24 protein-coding genes, 1 tRNA gene and 1 pseudogene are annotated in these 23198 nt (G+C 52.6%); 16 read left to right on the forward strand and 10 right to left on the reverse strand.

Translation table 11 applies throughout. The features are described from left to right. Window positions 1-43: 43 nt before the first annotated feature. The 6 genes from ABLW18_RS02350 to ABLW18_RS02375 all read left to right on the forward strand — a co-directional run bounded on the left by ABLW18_RS02350 (window position 44) and on the right by ABLW18_RS02375 (window position 5527). Window positions 44-1012 carry a tripartite tricarboxylate transporter substrate-binding protein gene (locus ABLW18_RS02350; protein WP_347823276.1) on the forward strand — a complete coding sequence of 323 codons (969 nt, stop codon included), beginning with the start codon at window positions 44-46 and terminating at the stop codon, window positions 1010-1012. A gap of 23 nt (window positions 1013-1035) precedes the next feature. Beyond that, entirely contained in the window at window positions 1036-1500 is a 465-nt protein-coding gene (locus ABLW18_RS02355; RefSeq protein WP_347823277.1) for a tripartite tricarboxylate transporter TctB family protein, read from the forward strand. A 1-nt stretch (window position 1501) separates the two neighbouring features. Further along, window positions 1502-3007, forward strand: coding sequence for a tripartite tricarboxylate transporter permease (locus ABLW18_RS02360; RefSeq protein ID WP_347823278.1), 1506 nt, complete (start codon window positions 1502-1504; stop codon window positions 3005-3007). Between the two features lies 1 nt (window position 3008). Then, window positions 3009-4367: an acyclic terpene utilization AtuA family protein gene (locus tag ABLW18_RS02365; RefSeq protein ID WP_347823279.1), complete on the forward strand. Its 1359-nt coding sequence runs from the start codon at window positions 3009-3011 to the stop codon at window positions 4365-4367. Continuing rightward, window positions 4360-4665 (forward strand): DUF4387 family protein, encoded by a 306-nt coding sequence (locus ABLW18_RS02370; RefSeq protein WP_347823280.1) that lies wholly within the window; start codon window positions 4360-4362, stop codon window positions 4663-4665. The genes ABLW18_RS02365 and ABLW18_RS02370 overlap by 8 nt, the downstream gene beginning before the upstream one ends. Before the next feature lie 208 nt (window positions 4666-4873). Further along, window positions 4874-5527, forward strand: coding sequence for a DUF3047 domain-containing protein (locus tag ABLW18_RS02375; protein ID WP_347823281.1), 654 nt, complete (start codon window positions 4874-4876; stop codon window positions 5525-5527). Between the two features lie 127 nt (window positions 5528-5654). On the opposite strand, the gene ABLW18_RS02380 is transcribed toward ABLW18_RS02375, so the two are convergent. Beyond that, entirely contained in the window at window positions 5655-6830 is a 1176-nt protein-coding gene (locus tag ABLW18_RS02380) for a pyridoxal phosphate-dependent aminotransferase (RefSeq protein WP_347823282.1), read from the reverse strand. A gap of 231 nt (window positions 6831-7061) precedes the next feature. Beyond that, on the reverse strand, window positions 7062-8531 hold the full coding sequence (tcuA, locus tag ABLW18_RS02385; RefSeq protein WP_347823283.1) for an FAD-dependent tricarballylate dehydrogenase TcuA: 1470 nt from the start codon (window positions 8529-8531) through the stop codon (window positions 7062-7064). Window positions 8532-8589: 58 nt separating this feature from the next. Between tcuA and ABLW18_RS02390 the strand changes: the two genes are divergently transcribed. Together ABLW18_RS02390 and ABLW18_RS02395 are read left to right on the forward strand one after the other, a co-directional pair. Then, on the forward strand, window positions 8590-9240 hold the full coding sequence (locus ABLW18_RS02390) for a GntR family transcriptional regulator (RefSeq protein ID WP_347823284.1): 651 nt from the start codon (window positions 8590-8592) through the stop codon (window positions 9238-9240). Continuing rightward, window positions 9237-10274 carry an AbrB family transcriptional regulator gene (locus ABLW18_RS02395; protein ID WP_347823285.1) on the forward strand — a complete coding sequence of 346 codons (1038 nt, stop codon included), beginning with the start codon at window positions 9237-9239 and terminating at the stop codon, window positions 10272-10274. Before ABLW18_RS02390 ends, ABLW18_RS02395 begins: the two co-directional genes overlap by 4 nt. Before the next feature lie 40 nt (window positions 10275-10314). Here the strand turns inward: ABLW18_RS02395 and ABLW18_RS02400 are convergent, their stop codons facing one another. From ABLW18_RS02400 to ABLW18_RS02415, 4 genes and pseudogenes are all read right to left on the reverse strand, one after another. Beyond that, entirely contained in the window at window positions 10315-11283 is a 969-nt protein-coding gene (locus ABLW18_RS02400; RefSeq protein WP_347823313.1) for a D-2-hydroxyacid dehydrogenase family protein, read from the reverse strand. 28 nt (window positions 11284-11311) lie between these two features. After that, window positions 11312-12403, reverse strand: a complete 1092-nt coding sequence (locus ABLW18_RS02405) for a 4-oxalomesaconate tautomerase (protein ID WP_347823286.1) — start codon at window positions 12401-12403, stop codon at window positions 11312-11314. A gap of 10 nt (window positions 12404-12413) precedes the next feature. Next, a pseudogene (locus ABLW18_RS02410) lies at window positions 12414-14442 on the reverse strand (tripartite tricarboxylate transporter permease). A 70-nt stretch (window positions 14443-14512) separates the two neighbouring features. Beyond that, window positions 14513-15619, reverse strand: a complete 1107-nt coding sequence (locus tag ABLW18_RS02415) for a tricarboxylate transporter (RefSeq protein ID WP_347823287.1) — start codon at window positions 15617-15619, stop codon at window positions 14513-14515. Between the two features lie 115 nt (window positions 15620-15734). Between ABLW18_RS02415 and ABLW18_RS02420 the strand changes: the two genes are divergently transcribed. The 5 genes from ABLW18_RS02420 to ABLW18_RS02440 all read left to right on the forward strand — a co-directional run bounded on the left by ABLW18_RS02420 (window position 15735) and on the right by ABLW18_RS02440 (window position 19308). Further along, window positions 15735-16439 carry a response regulator transcription factor gene (locus tag ABLW18_RS02420; protein ID WP_347823288.1) on the forward strand — a complete coding sequence of 235 codons (705 nt, stop codon included), beginning with the start codon at window positions 15735-15737 and terminating at the stop codon, window positions 16437-16439. Beyond that, window positions 16436-17506, forward strand: coding sequence for a sensor histidine kinase (locus tag ABLW18_RS02425; RefSeq protein ID WP_347823289.1), 1071 nt, complete (start codon window positions 16436-16438; stop codon window positions 17504-17506). The genes ABLW18_RS02420 and ABLW18_RS02425 overlap by 4 nt, the downstream gene beginning before the upstream one ends. Then, on the forward strand, window positions 17503-17802 hold the full coding sequence (locus ABLW18_RS02430; RefSeq protein ID WP_347823290.1) for an ATP-binding protein: 300 nt from the start codon (window positions 17503-17505) through the stop codon (window positions 17800-17802). The genes ABLW18_RS02425 and ABLW18_RS02430 overlap by 4 nt, the downstream gene beginning before the upstream one ends. Window positions 17803-17981: 179 nt before the next feature. Then, window positions 17982-19079 (forward strand): mandelate racemase/muconate lactonizing enzyme family protein, encoded by a 1098-nt coding sequence (locus tag ABLW18_RS02435; protein WP_347823291.1) that lies wholly within the window; start codon window positions 17982-17984, stop codon window positions 19077-19079. Between the two features lie 13 nt (window positions 19080-19092). Further along, window positions 19093-19308, forward strand: a complete 216-nt coding sequence (locus ABLW18_RS02440; RefSeq protein ID WP_347823292.1) for a hypothetical protein — start codon at window positions 19093-19095, stop codon at window positions 19306-19308. Between the two features lie 130 nt (window positions 19309-19438). On the opposite strand, the gene ABLW18_RS02445 is transcribed toward ABLW18_RS02440, so the two are convergent. After that, window positions 19439-19687: a hypothetical protein gene (locus ABLW18_RS02445; protein ID WP_347823293.1), complete on the reverse strand. Its 249-nt coding sequence runs from the start codon at window positions 19685-19687 to the stop codon at window positions 19439-19441. A gap of 343 nt (window positions 19688-20030) precedes the next feature. On the opposite strand from ABLW18_RS02445, the gene ABLW18_RS02450 reads away from it, so the two are divergent. From ABLW18_RS02450 to ABLW18_RS02460, 3 genes are all read left to right on the forward strand, one after another. Then, on the forward strand, window positions 20031-20333 hold the full coding sequence (locus ABLW18_RS02450; protein ID WP_347823294.1) for a hypothetical protein: 303 nt from the start codon (window positions 20031-20033) through the stop codon (window positions 20331-20333). 441 nt (window positions 20334-20774) lie between these two features. After that, window positions 20775-21062 carry a hypothetical protein gene (locus ABLW18_RS02455; RefSeq protein ID WP_347823295.1) on the forward strand — a complete coding sequence of 96 codons (288 nt, stop codon included), beginning with the start codon at window positions 20775-20777 and terminating at the stop codon, window positions 21060-21062. A gap of 39 nt (window positions 21063-21101) precedes the next feature. Next, window positions 21102-21359: a DUF3303 family protein gene (locus tag ABLW18_RS02460; RefSeq protein ID WP_347823296.1), complete on the forward strand. Its 258-nt coding sequence runs from the start codon at window positions 21102-21104 to the stop codon at window positions 21357-21359. A 45-nt stretch (window positions 21360-21404) separates the two neighbouring features. On the opposite strand, the gene ABLW18_RS02465 is transcribed toward ABLW18_RS02460, so the two are convergent. The 3 genes from ABLW18_RS02465 to ABLW18_RS02475 all read right to left on the reverse strand — a co-directional run bounded on the left by ABLW18_RS02465 (window position 21405) and on the right by ABLW18_RS02475 (window position 23187). Next, a tRNA-Leu gene (locus ABLW18_RS02465) sits at window positions 21405-21488 on the reverse strand. Between the two features lie 403 nt (window positions 21489-21891). Beyond that, the gene (locus ABLW18_RS02470) at window positions 21892-22428 is read right to left on the reverse strand and encodes a hypothetical protein (RefSeq protein WP_347823297.1); all 537 of its coding nucleotides are present in this window, start codon (window positions 22426-22428) and stop codon (window positions 21892-21894) included. A 48-nt stretch (window positions 22429-22476) separates the two neighbouring features. Then, window positions 22477-23187 (reverse strand): toll/interleukin-1 receptor domain-containing protein, encoded by a 711-nt coding sequence (locus tag ABLW18_RS02475; RefSeq protein WP_347823298.1) that lies wholly within the window; start codon window positions 23185-23187, stop codon window positions 22477-22479. Window positions 23188-23198 lie beyond the last annotated feature (11 nt).

Below are 23198 nucleotides of genomic sequence, written 5' to 3' on the forward strand. Positions count from 1 at the left end.
ACAATGTGCGGGGAACCCCGCCTATGTCAAATGGGAGAAACTAATGACAAATCGCTTTTTCAAGGCACTAGCAACCGGCGCTGCAATTACTGTTGGTGTGGCCTCTGCTGCATCCGCGGCTGAATGTATCGCCCCAGCAAACCCAGGTGGTGGTTGGGATTTCACATGCCGTCAAATCGGCAAAATCATGTATGATATTGGGGCTGTTGATAAACCAATTCAAGTTACCAATATGCCAGGTGCAGGCGGCGGCTTGGCCTTCAACACAGTTGTAAACGAACGCGGCGACGACGCCGATCTCATAATCGCGGCATCCTCCGCGACAACAACACGTCTGGCACAAAATGCTTATGCTGGTCGCACGGCTGGCGAGGTTCGCTTTGTGGGTGCCATCGGTGCGGATCCCGGCATCATCGCAGTTGCGGCTGACAGCCCCTATAATTCGTTGACAGATCTGGTGGACGCAATCCTTGCTGATCCGAGCTCTGTTGCCTTTGCTGGCGGTTCTGCGGTTGGTGGATTTGATCACTTGAAGCCATTGATGGTTCTAAAAGAAGCCGGTTTCACCGACATCACCAAAGTTAAATATATCGGTGTCGATGGTGGTGCAGATGCGATCACACAAACAGTTGGAGGCTTTACCCAAGCGATGACTGGCGACATGTCAGAAGTTGTATCGTTCTTGGCCAATGGTGACATACGTGTCATCGCGGTCCTCACAGACAAGCGCGTACCAGGTTTTGAAGACATCCCAACAGCAACTGAACAAGGTTACCCGGTTGTGGCTGTGAACTGGCGTGGTCTTTACGTGCCAAAGGGCGTTTCAGACGATACATTCAATTCGTGGGCTGACAAATTGCAAATGGTTGCAGACAGCGCGGAGTGGAAAGAAGCTATGGCCGCAAATGGTTTAGCGCCATTCACCAAAGTTGGTGGCAACTTCCAAGGTTATGTTGACGGCCTGGTGGCCGATATCAACGCCATGTCAAAAGAACTGGGAGTTATCCAGTAATGGCCTCTGACCGAATTTTTGGTTTGGTCACTCTGATCACGGCGGTCGCCTACATAGCGGCCGCCACTCAGATTCAAACAAACTTTTTCTCAGGCCAGTACTTGCCTAAACTTTTTCCTATCATGATTGGCACCGTGGCGGCGATTGCCTCACTGGTGATGATTTTTAAACCAGACCCAGAACCTGAATGGCCGGCAACCAGCGCTTGGATAAATATGGCCATAGCTGTTGTCGTCCTCGCGCTCTATTCCGTTTTTCTGAAACCGCTTGGTTTCATTCTACCAACGGCATTTGCGGCAGGCATCATCAGCTATCAAATTTTCCCGCGCAAGTTATCCGCCCTATGTTCCGGTGTGGGCTTGTCGCTAGGATTATTCGTCTTATTCAAGTTCCTCTTGGGCCTTGGCAACATCGTAGCATACCGCATTCCAACCGCCGCAAAACTGCGGGAAGCAATTTCAACTCTAATTCCATTTGTGGGGCACTAACGTGGATATTCTTGCTGATCTTGCGCTTGGTTTTAGCGTTGCATTGTCACCTTACACGCTGATGTTGGCCGTCTGTGGCTGTTTTCTTGGTACGGTCATCGGTGCATTGCCGGGCCTTGGCCCATCTAATGGCGTGGCGATCCTTATTCCAATCACCTTTACCCTCGGCCTTGATGCTACAAGTGCCCTGGTTTTGATGACCTCTGTTTATTACGGCGCCATGTATGGAGGGCGAATTTCATCGATTTTGTTGAACATCCCGGGTGATGAACCGGCCTTGATGACAACACTTGATGGGTATCCCATGGCCAAAGCGGGTCGCGCAGGGGACGCATTGGTATTATCCGGCGTTGCCTCATTTGTAGGGGCGCTCCTGGCCACAATCGGGCTGATGCTTTTGGCCCCGTCTCTAGCGCGTGTCGCTTTTTTATTCGGCCCCGCTGAATATTTCGCGCTTTACTTATTGGCCTTCTGCACCCTTGGCGGCATGGCTTCAAACAATCAGGCCAAATCAGCAATTGCTGCTTGTTTGGGCCTAGGCATCGCGATGATCGGTGTCGATGCCTCATCCGGTTTGCCGCGCCTTACCGGTGGCAATTTGCACCTTTATGACGGTGTTGATTTTCTTGTCGCCATCGTCGGCTTGTTTGCAATTTCTGAGGTGTTCGTTTTCATCGAAAGCCACGGAAAAGGGTCGTCCATAGGTATCATACTGGACAAAGTGCGCATCCCTTGGGCTGATATTTTTTCCACGAAATGGACGATGCTGCGCGCTTCTGGCGTTGGCTTCATTGCCGGCATCCTGCCCGGCGCGGGTGCCTCACTTGGATCGTTCTTAGCCTATATGACAGAAAAATCCATAGCCGGTGAAAAAGGTCGCTTTGGCACTGGCGTGCCCAAAGGCATCGCCGCACCAGAGGCCGGAAACAATGCCGCGGCTGGTGGTGCCTTAGTGCCAATGCTGACGTTGGGTGTGCCAGGTTCAGGCACTACCGCAGTTTTGTTGGCACTATTGATGACGTTAAATATTACGCCTGGACCGACGTTGTTTACCGAACGGCCCGAGGTTGTTTGGGGCCTAATTGCATCATTGTTGATCGCTAACTTTGTCTTGCTGTTGATGAACGTGCCCATGGTCAAAATTTTCGTCAAAATCCTGACAGTTCCCGCATGGGTTCTGTTACCCGGCGTAACCATGGTGTCATTCGTAGGTATTTATTCACTGTCGGGCAGTTACTTCGATCTGCTGATGATGGTGGGATTTGGTATGCTGGGATACATCTTGCGCAAGCTGGATATCCCGACAGTGCCAGTGATCCTAGGCATTCTTCTTGGTGGTCATATGGAAAACGCTCTACGTCGTGCAATGACATTGTCCGATGGGGATGTCATGTATTTGTTCAGTTCGCCGATTGCGATTGGTTTTTGGATCGCGGCAATTTCAGGCTTTGTTGCACCGATGTTTTTGCGTAAAATTCTGACAAAACCCCAAGCTGTAAAGGATTAATATGACAACACGTGTTTTGATCCCCTCTGGTGCCCTTGGCCTGAACTATGACCAAGTGGCGCTGGACCGTGGCATCGCGATGAAACCTGACATCATTGCGATCGACGGGGGATCAACCGACAGTGGCCCCGCCTATCTGGGACGCGGTGTGTCAAAATATTCACGCGCATCCACAAAGATCGAATGGCGCGGCTTGATGGAAGCACGCGCAATGGCGGGTGTGCCATTGGTTATAGGCACATCTGGCACTTGTGGGGCCGACGATGCGGTCGATTGGATGCTGGATATTACGCGCGAAATCGCCGCCGATCTGCAGCAAAGTTTGAAAATCGCAGTGCTGCGCTGTTCCCAAGATTCGGCGGTCATGAGCGCAGCCTTTTGCGATGGTCACATCACCCCCCTGCCCGCCGCGCCAAAAGTAGCCGCGCGCGATTTTACCAGCTGCACCAATATCGTAGCATTAGCTGGTGCTGAGCAAATCGCCGCAGCACTCGAAACTGGCGCCGACATCATCATCGCTGGTCGCACCACAGATACTGCCATTATTGCCGCCTTGCCCATAATGCGAGGTGATGATGCAGGGGCCGCTTGGCATGGGGCTAAAATCGGCGAATGCGGCGCGCTCTGCGCCTCCAACCCGCAATCAGGCGTCGTTATGATAGAATTTGACAATGACGGTTTTACCGTGATCCCGCTGGCCGATGGCGCGCATGCCACGCCCCATACGGTTTCCGCACATATGCTTTATGAAAATTCTGATCCGTTTATCCTGTATGAACCGGGCGGGCATCTGGATGTAACAGACGCGATCTATGCTGCGATTGACGATACGCGCGTGCGCGTCACAGGTTCAAAATGGGTGCCGTCAGATCGTTACACCGTCAAACTAGAGGGCGCACGACCTGCGGGGTTTCAATGCGTGTTGATGTGCCTGTTGCGCGATGCACATTATGTAAAAAATGCGCATATTTGGGCCGATGACATCATCAGAAAATGCCGCAGCAAGGTGATCAAGCGGCTTGGCTTGGCCCCAGAGGAATTTGAAATAGAGCTACGCCTGATGGGCCAGAACGCCAGCTTTGGCACACTGGAAACCCACGCGGCACAACCCCATGAAATAGGCGTGTTGGCGATTGTTACTGCAAACTCCAACGCATTGGCCATGGAAATCGGCCAATTCTTGAACCCCTATTTGCTGCACCATCCCCTGACCCAGGCTGAGGAACAGCCCACCTTCGCCTTTCCATTTTCACCGGCCGAAATTTCCCGTGGCCAAACCTATGAGTTTTGCCTCAATCACGTGCTGACGCTGGATGATCCAATGAGCACCTTTCGACTGGAGCAGATAGAAATTGGCTAAACTTGGTGACATAGTACAAAAAATACGATCCAAAAATGCAGGCCCATTTTGGTTAACAGTCGATATCTTCTGCGGCACAGCGCATGCCTATGCGCATGTAGTTACAAAGCTGCCGAGCGCTGCTGTCGCCAAAGCCTTTGGTATGAATACCCAAGACATCAAGCGTTTTGACATTGCTGACTTACATGTGGTGAAATTCAGCCTGCCCCGCCCCCATGTGCAAGGTTCAACCCGTGATCCCGACATGCACGGCGCCTCTTGGGCGGCATTGCTGGCCGAATTGTCGCTCGAAGAGTGAAATAATGTAAGCGTTTGAAAATGGTTTATTTATTACGTTTTTACCTTGGCTTTTTACCGGCAGGTCTGTCAGGCTAATAGGAACTCACATCAGATGGCATCCTGTGGCGCCATAAAATTTTTGCACTGTTTGTAAAAGCAAGCCAGTGTTTGCGCAGTGATTGAACACCGCCCTTGTATCTTGAAAATTGATAGATCACTTTAGCCCAATGATTAAGACGAAACTGATCTCACTGCTGATACTCCTATCGGCCTGGACCTCTGTCTGTGCCGATCAGATTGATTTTTCTAAGGGTTGGAGTGAACAGCGCTTTTCTTTATTTTCCAGTAATGAATTTGAGCCAAGCGGCGAAACCTTGCATATCCGTTCGGATGGGACCGTCTCCATGTTCTGGAGCCGCCTGCCTCCAGCGCTATGGGACAGCAATCAGGCCGTTTGGGATTGGGAGGTCATATCCTCCGTGCCGCCCACAGACCTCACAGTTAAAGGTGGTGATGATCGCAATGTATCAGTTTACTTTGTGTTCATGCCGGAAACCTCTCTCCCAAAGCCACAGGCAAAACTCACAGATTTATTGGGCAATGACCGCGCGCGCGTGTTGATGTATATTTGGGGTGGCGATCACAGGCGCGGAGAAATATTGCCGACACCATATTTAAATGAGCTCGGCAGAAGCCTGATTTTGCGACCCGCCAGCACCGGACAGGCACGCGAGCGGGTCAACCTAACAACCGATTTCCAACGCGCCTTTGGTACAGAGCCAACACGCCTCATCGGCATTGCCGTTTCTGCCGACAGTGATGACACCAACACAAAGATTGAGGCACGCATCTCCAATATGCGTATCGAAAAAGCGCTCTGAGCTGCCCTCGGGCCAGATCTGGGGCCACAACCTCCGGTCCATTGCAATCCATGGTCATGGCCAGACCAAAGCCACCACGAGCCGCGCGCGACACCTGAGATAAAATCAATGCGCCTATCGGCAGAGATCAGCCTGGGTTTTGTGCCAAAAAGTCTTTCATGCGCTTCAGGGCACGGGAGATGTTTTCTTGGCTGTTGGCATAGGAGATACGAATGTACCCCTCCCCAAGCGTACCAAAATCCGGCCCGCCAATCGTCGCCACACCGGTTTGCTCAAGCAGTTCACTGGCCAAGGCCTTCGCTTTCCATCCGGTTTGTGACACATTGGGAAAGGCGTAAAAGGCACCCTTCGGCGTGATGCAAGAGACCCCGGGGATTTCATTGAGCTGAGTGACCACCATTTTGCGCCTTGCATCGAACTGCGCCACCATTTCGCCCACTGCGGACTGCGGACCCATTAAAGCCTCCAATGCTGCATATTGCGCCGGCGCATTGACGCAAGACCAAGCGTTGACGGCCAATTTTCGGGCCATATTATACAATCTATCCGGCCAAATCGAATAGCCCAGCCGCCAGCCCGTCATCGCGTATGTTTTTGACCAGCCATTGAGGACAATCAACCGGTCGCGAATTTCGGGATAGCTCAACAGGCTAACATGTTGCTCCCCATCATAGAGCATTTGGTCATAAATTTCGTCGGACAGGATCGCAACATCGGGATAGTCTGAAAGACCGGCCACCAATTTGTCGATTTCTGCCTTGGGCGTAATGCCACCGCAGGGGTTGGCTGGGGAGTTGAGGATAATCAACCGTGTGTTGGGGCCAATCAGCTTCAATGTCTCCTCCGCAGAGAACGCAAACCCATTTTCCTCGCGGATCGGAATGGCAATAGGCGTGGCGCCAGTGTATTCAATCATTGAACGATAAATCGGGAAGCCCGGATCAGGATATAATATCTCTCCGCCTGTTTCACCGAACATCAAGATCGCGGTGAACATCGTCACTTTACCGCCCGGCACGATAAGCACATTGGCCGGGCTCACTTCTGTGTGATATCGGCGATGAAGATCGGCACTGACCGCTTCGCGCAGCGGCAAAATTCCAGTGGCGTCGGTGTAGCCATGATGCCCATCGCGCAGAGCTTTGACCGCCGCCTCAACGATATTCTCAGGCGTCGGGAAATCCGGCTGACCGATCCCGAGGTTGATCACATCCATGCCACCAGCCGCCAAAACCCCAGCGCGGCCCAAAACGGCAAACGCATTTTCTTCACCGATTCTATCGAAATTTGAAACTGTCTTCATGTTGAACCCTTTTTGTCCCTTGGAGTGATATGCGGGCGGACCGCTTTGGCGGCAAGGATGCGATTGCATTGGCCAAAATGTCCAGCGTCTTAGTGCGCCATTCACGCGCAAAAGCGCGCAGCTTGCATTTAAGTGAGTTTTGTAGCCCGGCATGCAAATCTTATGAGCGATAGAGTCCAGGCTCCACCCCACGCGTACAAGACAAAGGCGCTATGTTGCCTGAACCTCGCTCTATGATTTCGCGGCGCCCTGGCCAGCGCGGCGGCCAAATACGGCACCAGACGTCAAACCTGAGCCGCCGGGATAGCCGGCATAGAAAACACCACCAACAATTTCACCGCAGGCAAACAATCCTTTAATGTCCTCTCCGCCATCTGTCAGCACCCTGCCCTCCGAATCCACCTTCAATCCGCCATAGGTGAAGGTGATGCCGCCTGTGACCGGATACGCATAGAAAGGTCCTTGATCCAAGGTTTGTGCCCAATTGGATTTCGGAAGATCAAGGCCAATCGTGGCCTTGCCATCCAAAGCTGTCGGATCAAAAACCGTCGTTTGATCCACGGCCGCGTTATAGCGCGCAATGGTTTCGCTTGCGGCCGCCGCATCCACACCGCTCATCTGCTCTATCAGATCATCCAGCCGATCGGCTTTGACAAAATGCGCGTCTTCAAAACGGTACTCATCATAGAGCAGATCGTAGGTTTTGCTGTCAAAAACCTGCCAAGCAAATTGGCCGGGCTGTTCTAGGATGGCCGCGCCATATTGCGCATAGGTGTAATTGCGGAAATTGGCGCCCTCGTCCACAAAACGCGCCCCATCGGCATTGAGCATGACTCCAAGAAAGTAGGAGATCTTGCGATAATTCTTGCGCTCGCCCGGCGGCAAGTCAAGATTCCCAAAATCGGCCATATGCAGATCCATCGGCGTCGCGTGGCACCCCGCGTAAAGCCCATAATCCGCAGCGCCAAGTTCCAGCGCCATAAGCAGACCATCACCCGTGTTATGCGGGGTCCCGCGCACTTTCGCCGCGGCCCAATTTTCGCCCATATGCTTAACGCGCAGCGCATCATTGGCCTCAAAGCCACCGCAAGCCAGGATGACGGCATCCGCCAGCAGATGCTCCTCGCCCATTTGCACACCCCGAACGTGGCCCGCCTCAGTGATCAAACCGGTCACCGCACTGTTGTAACGCACCGTTCCCCCGAGCCGCTCAACAGCCGCCAATTCCATATCAAACAGGCCAACGCCCTCATTCTCTGCCGCCAATGTCAAGCCGCCCCAAAAGACATGCCGGCCCGCTTTTTCAAAACTCTGGCGGCTATAGATGGGTTCAAATTTGACCCCATGCGAGGCCAGCCAGCGCATGGTCGCCCCGGACTGATGGACCAGCGCCTCCTGCTCCTCAGACAAAGGGCGCCCGTCGTTGAATCCCAACAGGTCTTGGGTAAATTTTTCAGTCGTATAGCTGCCGAAATCAGCATTCTTCACCCGTGGATCATCCGGGTTGCGCAGCAGGGGCATCAGATCATCAGCGCCATCATAGGCAAAACGCATCGCCCCAGCGGTGTATTTTGTATTGCCTCCCGACAGAGATTTATCGGCCTTTTCGAGCAACGTAACCTTGGCCCCGTTTTCCAAAGCGGCGAGCGCTGCACATAGGGCGGCATTTCCAGTTCCGACTATGACGACAGATTTTGACATTGGCTTTCCCATTTTATTGAAGTATTGTATCCAAGCGGATACAATTGGTCTCTCTAAAATGAGCGAAACAGAATTGCAAGTCATGTCCCAAGGCGAGGCGGCATATCATCGACTCTACGAGGCGATACGCGCAGGCGATTTCCGACCCGGCGACAGGTTGCGCGAAATTGACGTGGCAGAACGGTTGACCCTATCTCGCACGCCTGTGCGTGAGGCCCTGCGCAAGCTGGAAAATGACGGCATCGTTGAACATCGGCCCCGATTGGGCGCCGTAATCCGCACATTGACCCCTTCCGAAGTTGTTGAACTTTACGAAATGCGGCTTGTTCTTGAGCGCACGGCAGCACAGATGGCTGCAAAACACGCCAATGCAGCTGAGATTGATCTGCTCAACGACATAAATGATCAAATCGCAGCGCTCGGTGATGAGACGCAACAGGCCGCGGCCTTAAATCAAGATTTCCATCACCGTATTTATCTTGCCAGCCGGAACCGCTTTTTATTGGCCTCGGCCCGGGGTCTCAACAATGCGCTCATGTTGCTGGGGCCCACGACACTGGACGATGAAGCGCGGATAAAAACGGTGAGCGCGCAACATGCTCACATCATCGAGGCCATCCGCGCAGGCGATCAAACCGCAGCCGGCGATGCGGCGGAGGCCCATTTGCAAACCTCTTTGCGCCACAGGCTCAAAGGGCTGGACCGATGAGAGCGCATATCTATGCCTTTTTATGTGCAGGTCTTGGGGTCCTGGCCTTTAAACTGTTGCAGCTGCCGTTGCCTTGGCTTTTGGGGCCAATCTTTGCCTGTTTGATCGCCGCATTGCTTGGCGTGCCCATGCGTGGTGTCAAAGTGATAAATGAAGCCATGCGCAGCATTCTCGGAGTAGCCGTCGGCGCCACATTTTCCCTCGCATTGCTGGTCTCGATGGGCAGCATGTGGTCAACGCTTTTGTTGATCCCGGTGATGACCACCTGCATCGGCCTGGTTGGCGTTTTTTATTTCCAGCGCCTCTGGGGGTTTGATTTTGCCACCAGCTATTATTCCGCAATGCCGGGCGGCCTGCAGGACATGCTGATCTTCGGTGAAGAGGCCGGCGGAAATGTGCGCACGCTCGCGCTGATCCATGCCACACGGGTTTTGGTCATTGTCGTGACCCTGCCCTTTCTATTGGCCTGGGTCTGGGATGCAGATCTGAGCAATCCCCCAGGCGCTCCAGCCGCCAGCATCGCGCTCTCACAGCTGGGTTGGATGATTTTTTGTGGGCTGGTGGGCTGGCAGCTGGCAAAACGTATGGGCATGTTCGGAGCTTCGATCCTTGGGCCACTATTGTTGGCTGCACTCCTATCCCTGACCGGCATCTTGCACCACCGCCCCCCCTCAGAAGCCATTTGGGCCGCACAATTTTTCATCGGAATGAGCGTTGGGTGCAAATACGCCGGCGTGACCATGGCGGAAATTCGAAAGGATGTGACCGCGGGGCTTGGGTTTTGCATCCTGCTTTTGCTGCTGGCGGTGATCTTCGCCGAAGGAATTCACTTGGCAGGGCTGGCGCCCGCGTTAGAAACCGTTCTCGCCTTCGCACCGGGCGGACAAGCAGAATTGACCGTGCTCGCCCTCATTGTTGGAGCGGATATGGCCTTTGTCGTGGCCCATCATGTCTTGCGAATATTCATCGTTATTTTGGGTGCACCGCTCTTTGCGCGCCTGTTCAGCCCGAAACCTGACGACGCAAAGCTATAACTCTAAACTCAATGACAACGAGAGATCCCGAAAGGGCGCGTCAGTGATAGGCCTCTGGATTGATCATATGAGTGGGCGCCCCCGCGGCATAGGCATTGATTTGATCGAAAATATCGGAAAACTGCATGTCAAACTCATCTTCAGTGACAAAGCCAATATGCGGCGTGGCCAAAACATTCGGGTGTGTCAAAAGAATATTTTCACGATCCAAAAGGGGCTCTTGATCGAACACATCCACGGCGGCGTGAAGCTGGCCCTTCGCAATCTCTGCCTCCAAGACACCGGGGGCCACAAGTCCAGAACGCGACGTATTTACGAACAGAGCGCGCGGCTGCATCTGACCAAGGTCCTCGGCCGTAATCAAACCGCGGGTCTCAGGTTTCAACCGGACATGTAGGCTCACGATATCAGACTGCCTAAAAAAAGCCTCGCGGGACGCAGCTACGGTTTCACCAGCCGAAGCGGCCCGAGCGCGGCCCGCCTCTGAGCCCCACCAAAGCACCTTGAGCCCCATTGCTTTGGCATAGCCCGCAACCGCTCCTGCAATGCGCCCATACCCGTAAAGCCCCAATGTCTTGCCGCGCAGGGTCCTGCCGACACCGGATTGCCATCGGCCTGCTTTGATTGAGGTCGCCTGATGCGGGATTTGCCGGTAACTGGCCAAAATCAGAGCCAGCGTATGCTCAGCGGCGGCATAGGATGGCGTGTCTGAATGCATATTTGAGCAGAGCAAAACACCATGGGCCGTGCAGGCCGGCACATCAACATGCGGATAGACGCTGCGCTGTGAGATGAGCTTCAGATTTGCCAAACGCCCCAATAACCCAGCTCCAACCTTGGTCCGCTCGCGAAAGAGCACCAAAGCCTCTGCATTTTGCAATCGAGCCGCGAGTTTCACGGGATCCGGTTCATGATCGGTCCAGACGGTCACGTCATGATTGGCCATTTTGGCAAAGCAAGGCAAGCTGCGCAGCGTATCAAACCAATCATCAAGAATATGGACCTTCATCACCCTATCACTCTTCTTTAAACTGCGGTCAATGACCGGCCCAAATTGACCTTGGAATAAACAGCTCTCCCGCCGCGATTTTTCGCGCGGTGCGTACGAGACCTGCCGATTTTATTTCAAACCCTGACACCGTATCAGCATAATCGACAGCCACTTCAATCTTGCCCGAGGCATGTTCCAAAATCACATTGGCCGGACTCTCATTTGATTTGGCGGCCATACCGTCTGCGACCGTCCCGGGGGTCAAAACACAGGAGGCAAGGCATTGCGCACCTGTCACTGCCATAGAGGGATGCGTGCTCCAGGGCATGAAATAACGGGTTGCGATTGTGCCGCCAGCCTGAGCCGGGGCCAGAAGGCCAAATTTCGGGGTCACCGATTTGGTGACATCCCCCATGCCCATCAAAGCCGCCGCCTTTTGCCGGACAGATTCCATTTGATCAAAAAACGCGCGGTTGCTGTCCAACTCAGCTGCAGTTTCATGGCCCGTCAATCCGAAACTCTCCGCTTTTGCAATCACCATAGGCATGGCAACATCCATGCAAGTCACAGCAATTCCATCAATCTGATCGATCCGATTGCCGGTCGGCAAAAAAGCACCCGTGACGCCTCCGACTGTCTCCATGAATTGAACAGCGATTGGCGCAGAGGTTCCCGGCACACCATCAATGCGCGACGCGCCCTCGTAGCTGACCTGACCACCGGGGGTTTGCACAACAGCAGCGACACGCGCTTGCGTGTTGACCGCGAGAATATTGACAGCCGTCTCACCCTCTTGCGCCTCAACCAACCCCATTTCAATGGCGGCTGGCCCAACGCCGGTTAAGATATTACCGCAGGTCGGCTTGAAATCGACCAATTGGTCTTCCACGCTCACCTGCGCGAAAAAGTAATCCACATCGGCCCAGGGATCGTTTGACTTCGACAACATGGCCACTTTGGTGGTCACCGCAGCGCCGCCACCGATCCCGTCAATGTTCAAAGGATGCCCAGAGCCCACGATCGCGATCAATACCTCAGCCAGCGTTTCAAGGTCCTCAGGAAGATCGGCACGGTTGAGATAGGGACCGCGGGAGGTTCCGCCGCGCATAAAAAGATAGGGAATCGCAGTTTGTGTCATCTGATATCTGTCATGTGAATGGCCATGGAAGGTTCGAATAGGCTTGCAAGAGACCGGGCGGAAAATCGCGGTTCAGTGCCCAGGCCATAGTGCAGATAAACGCGATGCCCGCAAGCGTATAGATCGCCGCAAAAAGCGGGCTGAGATTGGCTCTGATCCGCATGAAGCTGAACAAAAAGAGCCCCAAAGCAATGATAAACCCAAATAAGGCGGTTGCGACGAGGAGCGCTGCAAACCAAGCCAAGGTTGACCACAGGCTGTAACGTGCTTGCTCCACTTCGGCGCTGCGCTCGCTGTCGGCAAAAATCGTATCGGTTTCGGGAGCGAGTATCATGCGGACAATCATCACCGCACATCCAAGCAAAGAGACGCTGGCGACAAGCATTGGAAAGACCCGGTCGCGGCTATAATCGGGGATCGAACCGGCATCAAACAACGCATAGCCAATGAATGCGGTTAGAGCCAACAAGAACACCATGGGCGCGCGTTTCGAGCCTGATTTACTGTCCCCTTCGGCCAAAATATGTTTGGCTTGGCGTAGGCCCAGAACAACTGAGACCAGTGTGATCGCCAGAAGCACGAGTACGATGGGAGAAAAGATGTAGTCCATCCCGTCCCCAAATCCTTTGCGAAAGCGAGATTGGGCAATTTGAATGGCTTGGTTCGCATAGGTCTCCGCTGGATTGGACAGGACAAAACCAATCAAAAACGCCGGGCGCGACCAGTCAAAGCGGCGCATCAAAATCCCAAGAAAGCCGATGGCAAAAAGCGCGACAAGATCCATCAAATTTTGCCCAGATTGAAAGGCCGCGAAGCTTATAATCATGAACAAGAAAGGTGCCAGTAGAACAAAACGGATGGTTGTGAGCTTGGCGATCCCGCCCGAGGCTGCGATGCAAAGCAATGTTCCCACGACATTGGCCAGGGCCAAGCAGCCAAACGATGGCATAGGTAATGTCGAGATTGTTTTTCAGCATGGCCGGCCCGACCTCAATTTGACCAGATCCAAGCAGCGCAATTGCGCCGATAAAGATTGCCATCGAGCCAGATCCAGGAATTCCAAACAGCAAGGTCGGCACAAGCCCCCCGCCCTCTTTGGCGTTGTTTGAGCTTTCCGGCCCGATCACACCGCGCACATCGCCTGTGCCGAAATTGCTCTTATCCTTGCTGGATTGAACCGTGTGACCATAGGCAATCCAATCCACCACCGAGCCACCAAGACCAGGGATAACACCCACGATCACCCCGATGATAGAACAGCGCATTGACAGCCAAATATTGGCAAACCAATCTTTGACCCCTTCGATCCAGCCCCCACCAATCTGCGGCTCTTGGCTGATGGCGCGGTCATTGCGCAGCAGGGCGATAATCTCGGGAATTGCGAAAATTCCAAGGCCGACGATGACCAATTTCAGACCGTCGACAAGATAGGGAAAATCGTATGAGGACATCCGCAAATCACCAGAGGACGCACCTTCTCCAATGGTGCCAATCAACATGCCCAGACCGGCCGCTACGATGCCTTTGATTGCCACACGCCCGGCCAAAATACCCACCATTGAGAGGCCAAAAATCGTGATCATCAACAGCTCTGGCGTGCGAAACTCCAAAACGATCGGCCGGGCCACCAAAATAAAGACCGTCAAAAAACTCGCGCCAACCAATCCGCCGAAAAGCGACGAGGCAAAAGCCGCCGATAGCGCCCGCGCGGCCTTGCCCTTTTGAGCCATCGGAAAACCGTCCAGGACAGTGGCTTGTGACGCAGAGGAGCCCGGAATCCCCATCAAAACCGAAGCAAACGTGTCAGAGGTTGGCACAACCGCGACCATACCGATCATCAACGCAAGACCTAAGATCGGATCCATACCAAACATGAAGGGCAGCAGTAGCGACAGGCCAGCGATGCCGCCGAGACCGGGGAACACGCCGATACAGAGCCCCATCAGCACACCCAGGATCAAATACCCCAAAACAACCGGTTGCAGGATTAGCGCCCAAGCCTCACCGAAGGCAGGCAACGCCTCCATGACTACTTCCAAGACCATGTCCTCCCACTTTCCTTTATAAAACGCCCCACCAATCGTAAGCGGGGCGTTCAAAAAGGAAACTTTAGTTCAGAGAAACACCGTATTTTTCTTGGAGCCAGTTCACAATGAAGGCTTTGGCTTCAGCGCTCACGTTTGTGCCACTCACTTTGGCAGCTTCAGCCGCAGCGCCTGTCATCTGCGGATATTTACCCAGACGCTTGCTAGAAATCTCTGCAAAATCAGCGCGCGCTTTCACAGCTTCAAATGCCGCCGTGTAGGTCACAATGGCATCATTGGTCGCCCCTTTTGGCAAGAAGACCATTTTTTGAGCTGGGAAACCTGCAGTGAAGAAGGCTTTCCATGCATCCCATTTTTCCCCAGATGTTTCACAACCATCGGTTGCTTCGCACACTTCTTTGAAGCTTGGAATGTCTGGGAATGTGGGATCGCGCGTGATTTCGCCATCATCACTCAATGCGCCCCAGGTCATCATTGGCACGGCAGTGCCAGCCTCAACCAACGGTGTCACACCAGACAAATAAGATGATGAAGTTTGATAGTCGATATTCGCTTCACCCCGTTCAAACATTAAGCGCCCATCACCGCGCCCTTTGATTCCCATAACGCTCTCAACGTTCAGGCCCAGCATTTCCCAAGCCAGTGTCGGAACCAAATCAAGACGTGTGGCGCCTTGGTTGCCATAGATGAAGTCTGTGTCTTTGAGGCCAGAGGCGTCTAAACCGTCCATTTTTGCGGCAAGCTCAGGCGGTAGATAAGCCACGCCACCTGTCCCAGAGGCCAAAACCACATTCCAGTCAGCATAGTCAAATTTCACCCTTGGGTCACCCAGCAAGAATGGAAATTGCGTCGAACCGGACGAGCCAAAAATCAGCGTGCCATCTTCATATTCTTGCTCTTGGAAATAGTTGGCGCCCTTAGTTGAGCCGGCACCTGGCATGAATTTTACGACAACAGTAGGCTGGCCCGGCAAAGCTTCCGACAGCAAAGGCGCATAAAAATTTGCCCATTTGGCGGAGCCGCCTGTTTCAGAAAATGGAATGATCCATTCAACAGTCTTGCCTGTCAGATCAATCCCATGGCCGCCTGCGTGAGCCTGCAAGCCAAATGTGGCCGTGGCGGCAGCCACAAGTCCCATCGCCATACGGCGTGTTGTTTTCAGTGTAGACATTTAATCCTCCCAGATTTTTTTGCCCCGTTAGAAGCAACGTCAATAGAATCTCTTTGGAGCATATACTCCAGGTTGATGCTTGCTGTGTAATCTGCGAAACTTTCATGAAACTTTCATGAAACTTTCACGGATTGGAAAAACAGCAGTGCGCATCACGCTTGTTGAAGACAATATCAGCCTCGCGAAAGGCATTACCTATCGTTTGGAAGATGCAGGCCATTCCGTGGATGCGATTGCCAATGGCGACGAGGCGCAAGACTACCTCATCCAAGATGGCGCCGATCTCGTGATTCTAGATATCAATCTGCCAGGAATGAATGGGCTGGATCTGCTGGCGCAAATGCGCAAGCGCGGTGATGTGCGGCCGGTGATCTTGCTGACGGCCCGGGCTGAAACGCAAGATCGGGTCACAGGATTAGATGCCGGGGCCGATGATTATTTGATCAAGCCCTTCGAGATGGCCGAGTTGGAGGCCAGAGTCCGCGCCCTTCTGCGCCGCCGCGCTATTCCGCAGCAAAAGCTCCGCAAAATTGGATCATTGCATTACGATCCAAACGCACGCCAATTGTTTGATGGCCAAACCGCCCTGGAAATACCCCGCCGCGAAATGTCGGTCTTTGAATGTTTGCTCAGTGCAGACGGACGGTTGGTCTCCAAAAGCGCAGTGCTCGATCATGTCTATGGGGTTGGGGCTGATATAGAAGAAAAAGTCGTCGAAGTTTATATCTCGCGGCTCCGCCACAAATTGAAAGACTACGGCGTTTTGATCCAGGCACGCCGGGGACTGGGGTATCACATTTTGGCGCAGGAGAGCACATGAAACCCAGCTCTTTGAGGGCTCGGCTGACGCTGATCATCCTGCCGCCTTTGCTCATCATCTCTTTGATTGCCGGTGCTTGGCAGTTCCACAATACAACTCTGCGTGCCGAAAGCATCTTTGACAAAGGCCTGCTCTCCGCTGCAATCGCGATATCGCGCGATGTCGCACTATCGGATGGGGATGCAATCAGCCCGTCGACGCGTCGCCTGTTGGCCGATACCTCTGGGGGCACGATATTTTATCATGTGTTTGCCCCGGACGGCGTCTTTGTGACAGGATATTCAACCCCGCCAATCCTGCCCAGCAAGGCTCCCAAAGGGGTCACAGATCCCTATTATTACAACAGTGTCTATCAGGGCGAAAAAGTTCGAGTGCTGCGCTTTCAAGATGTGACTTTGGTCAGTGGCATTGCCGGAATTTTCAACATCACTGTGTGGCAAAATGCGCGCGTGCGCAGCAGCTTTGTGCGCAATGTCTTGTCGCGATCCTTTGCGGTGATTGCCGCGCTGGTGATGAGCGTTGCTATCGTTGTTTGGTTCGGCGTGCGTTTGGGGCTGCGACCGCTTTTGGAGCTTGAGCGCGCCATTGCCAAGCGCACGCCAAGCGAATTGGAACCAATCCGCAGGGCTGTTCCCACCGAGGCCCAAGGGCTGGTGACAACTTTAAATGGTTTGTTAAATCGGGTGTCTCGCCGCATCAGCTCAAAGGATGAATTTATCTCGAACGCGGCCCATCAGCTGCGCAACCCCATGGCCGGGGTTCTTGCGCTGGCCGAAGCGGTCACCACAGCACCAAACCCCCAAACAGCGCATCAGCGCAGCGCGGAGCTGCTGCAAGCCGCACGCGAGGCGAGCGATCTGACCAATAAGCTTTTGTCCTTTGAGCGCGCGGGGGGCACGGATGTGTTGCGATCAGGCAGCCAGATTGATCTCAACCAGCTGATCGTGAATGCCGTCAACGCCTTTGAACAAAACCACCCCAAGGCCAGCTTGAAAGTGACGCAAGATTTGCCCCGCGAACGCCTCTTTATTCAGCCGATCAAACCATGCTCCAAGAAGCCATTTTGAACATATTCAGCAATTCTTTGGTGCATGGCGGACCAAAGTTGACGCAAATTTGGGTCACGCTTCGCAAGAGCAACGCCACGGCAGAAATTCTCATTCAAGATGATGGCATTGGAATACCCGAGGAGCGCCACCTCGAAGCACTAAGCCGATTTTCACAAGCCGGCGGTGGCCCCGGCAGCGGGCTTGGCCTCGCCATCGCCGTCCGCGTGATGAAAAATCATGGCGGGCAATTGAGCATCTTGCCCTCCTCCCGTGGCGCGACAATCAAACTGCGCTTGCCTTTGCTGGAGATCTGATCCTCCGCCCGGTGCGGCGGCGGCAAGTGCTGTGCGCAAAACCTGTGAAGTTCTCGAACCGATGCAAAAAACGGAAGCGCCGGTAAAATTATTGTGGCGCTTCTTTGCGCCCATACGCTACACTATGTGTGTTATCCCATTCAAATGACCCGTCAATACAACTCCAAGAGGCCTGCTGCATGAGCGCTATCGCAGCCATCGATGTCCGTCTATTTCATATTCCCTTGGCAGAGGTGTTGGTGGATGCCAAACACGGCGACCATCATATTTTTGAGCTGATCACCGCAACCGTCCATCTTGAGGATGGATCATCTGGCACCGGTTATACCTACACGGGCGGCAAAGGCGGACATGCGATTGCTGCCATGATATCTCATGACTTGACCCCATTTCTTTTGGGCCAATCCGCAACGGATGTGGAAGGTCTCTATGATGCGATGCAATGGCACGTGCATTATGTGGCGCGCGGCGGCATCGCTGCATTTGCGATCTCTGCTGTGGATATTGCACTTTGGGATCTGCGTGGCAAACGCAGCGGCCAGCCTCTTTGGCAAATGGCCGGCGGCGCGGCGCAGTCTTGTAAAGCCTATTGCGGCGGCATTGATCTTGGCTTTCCCCTGCCAAAACTTTTGGACAGTGTCCAAAGCTATCTTGACCGTGGCTTCAACGGCGTGAAGATCAAGATTGGTCAACCCACCCTCGCGGAAGATATTGCCCGAATAAAAGCCGTACGCGATCTCATCGGGCCAGATATCACATTCATGGTGGATGCAAATTATTCGATGACAGTCGCAGAAGCAATCACCGCAGCCAAGGCCTTTGCACCCTACGATATTACATGGTTCGAAGAGCCAATCATCCCCGACAACTATTTGGGCTACGCTGAGATCCGCGCAGCAACGGGAATGCCTCTGGCGATGGGAGAAAACCTGCATACAATTCATGAGTTTGAGCTGGCATTTGCGCAGTCAAACCTGAGCTTCATCCAACCCGATGCCTCCAATTGCGGCGGCATCACCGGCTTTCTTCAGGTCGCAGCCCTGGCCAAACAAGCCGGTATCCCGATTTGTAGCCATGGGATGCAAGAGCTGCATGTGAGCCTTGTTTCCGGCCAAAAAAACGCGGGCTGGATCGAGGTCCATTCCTTCCCGATAGAGCAATACACACAGCGCCCGCTCGTCATTGAAAACCACGTGGCGCTGGCCCCAAATACCGCAGGGATCGGCGTGACTTTCGACTGGCAAAAACTTGAGGCCGCGAACCTGTTGGTAGGCTAGTGGATGCACCTATATGGGGTTACCAAATACACTGATCGCTGCGCTTTTGCCTCCCGATGCAGCCATTGGGCAGCTGGCGCGGCAACACTGCAATATGCAGCGCTCGGATCGCCTGGGCGGCGTTCCATCCGGTTGCTCATTGAAATGCGCAGAGCAACACTATGGCACCCAATATGTGCATGTGATTGTCATTGCGGATGGCCGTCAGCGCGACACTCACTTGAAATAGGCCGTAACAAAACCGCAGCAAGCTCAGTTTAGGCTGGTGTGAAGAAGCTACAGGCTTAGGAGCTACTCGGGATTTATAAATCCTCTTACAAACGGTGTTTGAATAAGTTGAAGGGGTTGTATGCCCGAGCTTAGAGACTACGCGCCCGGAGCAGCGCCTTCCGAATAAAAGCATCTTTCAACAGGCACTTGAGTTGGGTATTAAGCCGGTCATTATTCTTCAAAGCCTTGAGCTCATTTTGCGTTAGGCTGTAAGGGTCATCATCCAGCTTCCTACGCAGACTCATGTCGTTCCAAACCGAAGTGATAATTATGCGTTCTTGATCTGTCATACAAATAGTAACGGCAACACAAGCTTCAGTGTTAGTGGGCAGATACATTTATTCCCCCATGCCTAGGAACATCTCACGAGTCTCTATGCAGTATATGCTCAATAGCGGTGCGTGATACTCCAGAACCTGAAACTCATACGCGTTGATGCGCTGCGCCATCATGCTTGTAAGCGCTTATGTTACATGCACCTTAAGCGGTCTCTTAGTCCGATGAGGCAACCAGAGAGCTGTGCACGTTTTAAGCCGAAATTCGAAGCAAAATTCATTGTTGGTTATGGGTTAATCGTCCGGTGAGACCGTCAAAAGGCAATTTAACGTTGACATACCTCATAGCGTTAACTCCATCAAAGAGATGCGCGACGCTGCGAGCGTAAGGCGAAGAAGATCCGAAATGCAAATGAACTTATATATTCGTACATTCACAACACCTGTTGATGCACAGATGTTTAAAAGCGTGCTCCAAACAAAATGGCCTGAGATGATCGCTTCCATCGAGGGCGCCCGCTTTAGGCTGTTATACAATGAAAGCACTCCGAACGTATCAACGGTGGGTTGGGAGTTTTCTAACTCTGAGGTACAAAAGGAGATAGAAGCACTGATCAAATCTGAGATTTCTAAGTTCACTAAGGCGTTACCGAACTGCCCAATTCATTATTCAGGTGCTGTTGAGCTTGATTTTGTTGGGAGAATTTAAGCAGACATACTTCCTGACGTCATGAAAACTCTTCACCGTTTTACAATTCAATGTCTGGCCTGAGTAATACCCGGGTGACAGCCAATCTAAGTGAGCTCAAATTCTCCAACATTCCTCAAGCCCTGGTTTTGGCACAGGGAAATTTATAATGCCGCGGCCCGCAAAACCACTTTAATCTATGTCGTAGTTTTTACCTTTTGGGGATTTTAGCCTCACTATGATACCACTTTCACAAAGGGGGGTTATTAGCTGTGATCGAACCGATGACCGAGACTGACAAAACAGCAGCGGATGTAATTCGGGCTTTCGCTGCGGTTGCCACGGGGGTGCAAGGTCTAGCTATGGGACAATCACCTCCAATCCCCGTTTTGACATGCAAGCAATCCAATAGTCAGATTTTAGTCGACATTTTGGATGTAATTTTAGCCACTGGAGGCCCACATGCAAAAGCTATCAATCATCAGGTTTAAACCTAAGCCAGGTTACCTCGATGAATTTGCCGCAAACTTAAGCGCTTACAATGAAACCAAGCACCGAGTGTTCCACTTAATGAAATCAGGCGAAGAGTTACATGCGATCGTCATAAGAGATGCCAATATACTTGCTCAGGATGCCGCCGATGGCGTAAAATTTCTTGATAGCCAGCGGCATCTTCTGCAGGAGTTTGACTCAGTGAACAGGCATACAATCCCGTTAAGCGGCGATTTAATACACACCACCGTGAAATAACTTTGAGTTTGCAGCTCTAAGACTAAAGGAAAATGAACGATGTTATTTATGGTAAAAGTTACGCATGATTATTCAACATGTCAGGCGCACCACCCCACTAAGGCAGATCTATATAAAAATACGTTAGCGAACTTGGGCGATCACGGCATTAAAGTTCACGGGCAATACTCAAATCGGCTCATCCATACAAACTTCATCATATGTGAAACAGATAGCTTTGAGGCGTTAGATGCGGCCTTTGATCCGATCCTTGAGATGGGTCATTTTGAGGCTACCCCTGTTATGAAGCGGGATTAACAGAGCCTGTAAGCAGCCCTCAATTCATGTGTGTTTGTCGGTTTTTGGTACCCAAGGCCGGACTCGAACCGGCACGCCTCGCGGCGGGGGATTTTGAATCCCCTGCGTCTACCATTCCGCCACTTGGGCTTATCGATTACACTGCGTTTCCTGCGTTCTCGCTTTGAAAATCTTGACTGTTAAATTGGGACCACGTCTCGTAAACGTCTACCAAATTTAGCAGCGGATCATCTGTGCAAGAAGATTTAACACAACTCGTCTTAGCCAAACTCGAACCCGAAGGAACTGGTAAGCGATACTTCGTCTACGGCTCGAATCTTGATGGATTTGGTAGTGAAATTTCTGCGAAAGGTAAAGCCAGTTATTCTGTCTAAATAGGAATAAACGGCAGAAGAAGCGCGACATGCGAAAAATATAGCTGCAATTGAGCAAAGCGCAGTATCAGATGAACAGGCCGAAGCGCAGGTAATGTTTGCCGATGCTCTAAAAAGAGCGGCCCGCAGTGACCAAGGCGACAGGGCTGCTGGAGAGCTTAGTAAAAAATCTTAAACAACTTGTCGAGAATTGCGTTAAATTGCGTCAAAATGTGCTGCGCAGCGATTGGGTCGCCGATCACCGCGACCGTAAGCTCGGCCGTGACCGCAGTGGTAAATCCCGCTGCAGCCTTCGCCAGATTGACCAGCCCGCGCATGATCTGGCGATTTTTCAGATCATCCTGCGCATCATTGAGGGGGGCTTCAGATATTGTCTCCTTCAGATCCGTATCAAGATCCTTGAAATATTCCATAACCTCCCGGTCTGCGATATCGCCCATTTTAGGATCTAGGTTGGCCTTTTTAAATTGCTGCTCAATCGCCACCGCATCCGCTGTGCCCGATGCCAAAGGTGCCGGGCCAATGGCCCCGGGGGCGCCAGCAGGCGGCTGCTCAGGCTGGAGGTATTTGCGCATCATTTCATGTTGCTCAAAAAGCGCTGTGGTGTCGCTTATAAGACTGTCGCTCCAGGCCCCCACCGCCGCCTCATCCTTGATGCTTTTGATGCGGCCTGTAGCGTTTTCATACCTATACAAATTTTTATTTTTATATTTTAAAACAATTTAATATTTGGATGTATTGATCTACAATACGCCCAAATCAAAGTTATAGTTGCGCGCTAAAAAATCAGCCCTGATGTTCTCAATGAGCTCTATGAAGGCCCTGCGCAGGTCATCCAGATCTTTGGGGTTATTTGCCGGTGGCGGCGTATGAAGCGGCTTATCTCCCAGGATCACCTTGCCGTTCCGCACTGCAAATTCAACTGCGGAGGCGGTTTCCAATTGCTGTTTCACATTTGCATCATCAGGATCCAGTTTTAGCTTGAGCGCCTCTAACAAACGTAAACTTTCCAGCGTATCTGACTGGCGATCCCAATCGGTCAAACTGGCATATTGAACCTCGCCAAAGCCATAGGGCAGCGGCGCGCTGTCAAGCTTGGCATGCATCAGCTTGCCCTGGCGTTTCCCCTCTCCGGCCTCCTCAATGACACTGTGTGATCGCACGCTCTGCTTGGTCCAAAGCGTGAGAACCGCCTGACACTGTGCCAAATTGCCTTTAATTCGGTCGCGCCACCGATCCCTCGGCACGATATCACCATTCCACCAGATGTTGATATTATGGGCTTGCAAATAGCGGACGATCCCAGCCACTTCTATCTTATTATCATGAGCATAGGGGATAAATACAAAGGGTGCCTCGGGCTGTTCCGGTACCACCTCGCTCCCCGGCGGTTCGGGCCACGCGTCTGGATAGGTGAGACGATCTGGTATGATCACCACCCGATCCACATTCATGTCTTCAAGCT

Origin of the sequence: uncultured Planktomarina sp. (assembly GCA_943788425.1) — a bacterium.
Taxonomy (GTDB): Bacteria; Pseudomonadota; Alphaproteobacteria; order Rhodobacterales; family Rhodobacteraceae; genus Planktomarina.

Coding starts and splice junctions, on each gene's coding strand:
- ABLW18_RS02390 (WP_347823284.1), top strand. CDS start 8,590: ATGAGCGAAACAGAATTGCAAGTCATGTCCCAAGGCGAGGCGGCATAT.
- ABLW18_RS02425 (WP_347823289.1), top strand. CDS start 16,436: ATGAAACCCAGCTCTTTGAGGGCTCGGCTGACGCTGATCATCCTGCCG.
- tcuA (WP_347823283.1), bottom strand. CDS start 8,531: ATGTCAAAATCTGTCGTCATAGTCGGAACTGGAAATGCCGCCCTATGT.
- ABLW18_RS02400 (WP_347823313.1), bottom strand. CDS start 11,283: ATGAAGGTCCATATTCTTGATGATTGGTTTGATACGCTGCGCAGCTTG.
- ABLW18_RS02380 (WP_347823282.1), bottom strand. CDS start 6,830: ATGAAGACAGTTTCAAATTTCGATAGAATCGGTGAAGAAAATGCGTTT.
- ABLW18_RS02350 (WP_347823276.1), top strand. CDS start 44: ATGACAAATCGCTTTTTCAAGGCACTAGCAACCGGCGCTGCAATTACT.
- ABLW18_RS02460 (WP_347823296.1), top strand. CDS start 21,102: ATGTTATTTATGGTAAAAGTTACGCATGATTATTCAACATGTCAGGCG.
- ABLW18_RS02375 (WP_347823281.1), top strand. CDS start 4,874: ATGATTAAGACGAAACTGATCTCACTGCTGATACTCCTATCGGCCTGG.
- ABLW18_RS02450 (WP_347823294.1), top strand. CDS start 20,031: ATGCAAATGAACTTATATATTCGTACATTCACAACACCTGTTGATGCA.
- ABLW18_RS02445 (WP_347823293.1), bottom strand. CDS start 19,687: ATGTATCTGCCCACTAACACTGAAGCTTGTGTTGCCGTTACTATTTGT.
- ABLW18_RS02405 (WP_347823286.1), bottom strand. CDS start 12,403: ATGACACAAACTGCGATTCCCTATCTTTTTATGCGCGGCGGAACCTCC.
- ABLW18_RS02420 (WP_347823288.1), top strand. CDS start 15,735: ATGAAACTTTCACGGATTGGAAAAACAGCAGTGCGCATCACGCTTGTT.
- ABLW18_RS02435 (WP_347823291.1), top strand. CDS start 17,982: ATGAGCGCTATCGCAGCCATCGATGTCCGTCTATTTCATATTCCCTTG.
- ABLW18_RS02395 (WP_347823285.1), top strand. CDS start 9,237: ATGAGAGCGCATATCTATGCCTTTTTATGTGCAGGTCTTGGGGTCCTG.
- ABLW18_RS02455 (WP_347823295.1), top strand. CDS start 20,775: ATGCAAAAGCTATCAATCATCAGGTTTAAACCTAAGCCAGGTTACCTC.
- ABLW18_RS02440 (WP_347823292.1), top strand. CDS start 19,093: ATGGGGTTACCAAATACACTGATCGCTGCGCTTTTGCCTCCCGATGCA.
- ABLW18_RS02415 (WP_347823287.1), bottom strand. CDS start 15,619: ATGTCTACACTGAAAACAACACGCCGTATGGCGATGGGACTTGTGGCT.
- ABLW18_RS02365 (WP_347823279.1), top strand. CDS start 3,009: ATGACAACACGTGTTTTGATCCCCTCTGGTGCCCTTGGCCTGAACTAT.
- ABLW18_RS02475 (WP_347823298.1), bottom strand. CDS start 23,187: ATGAATGTGGATCGGGTGGTGATCATACCAGATCGTCTCACCTATCCA.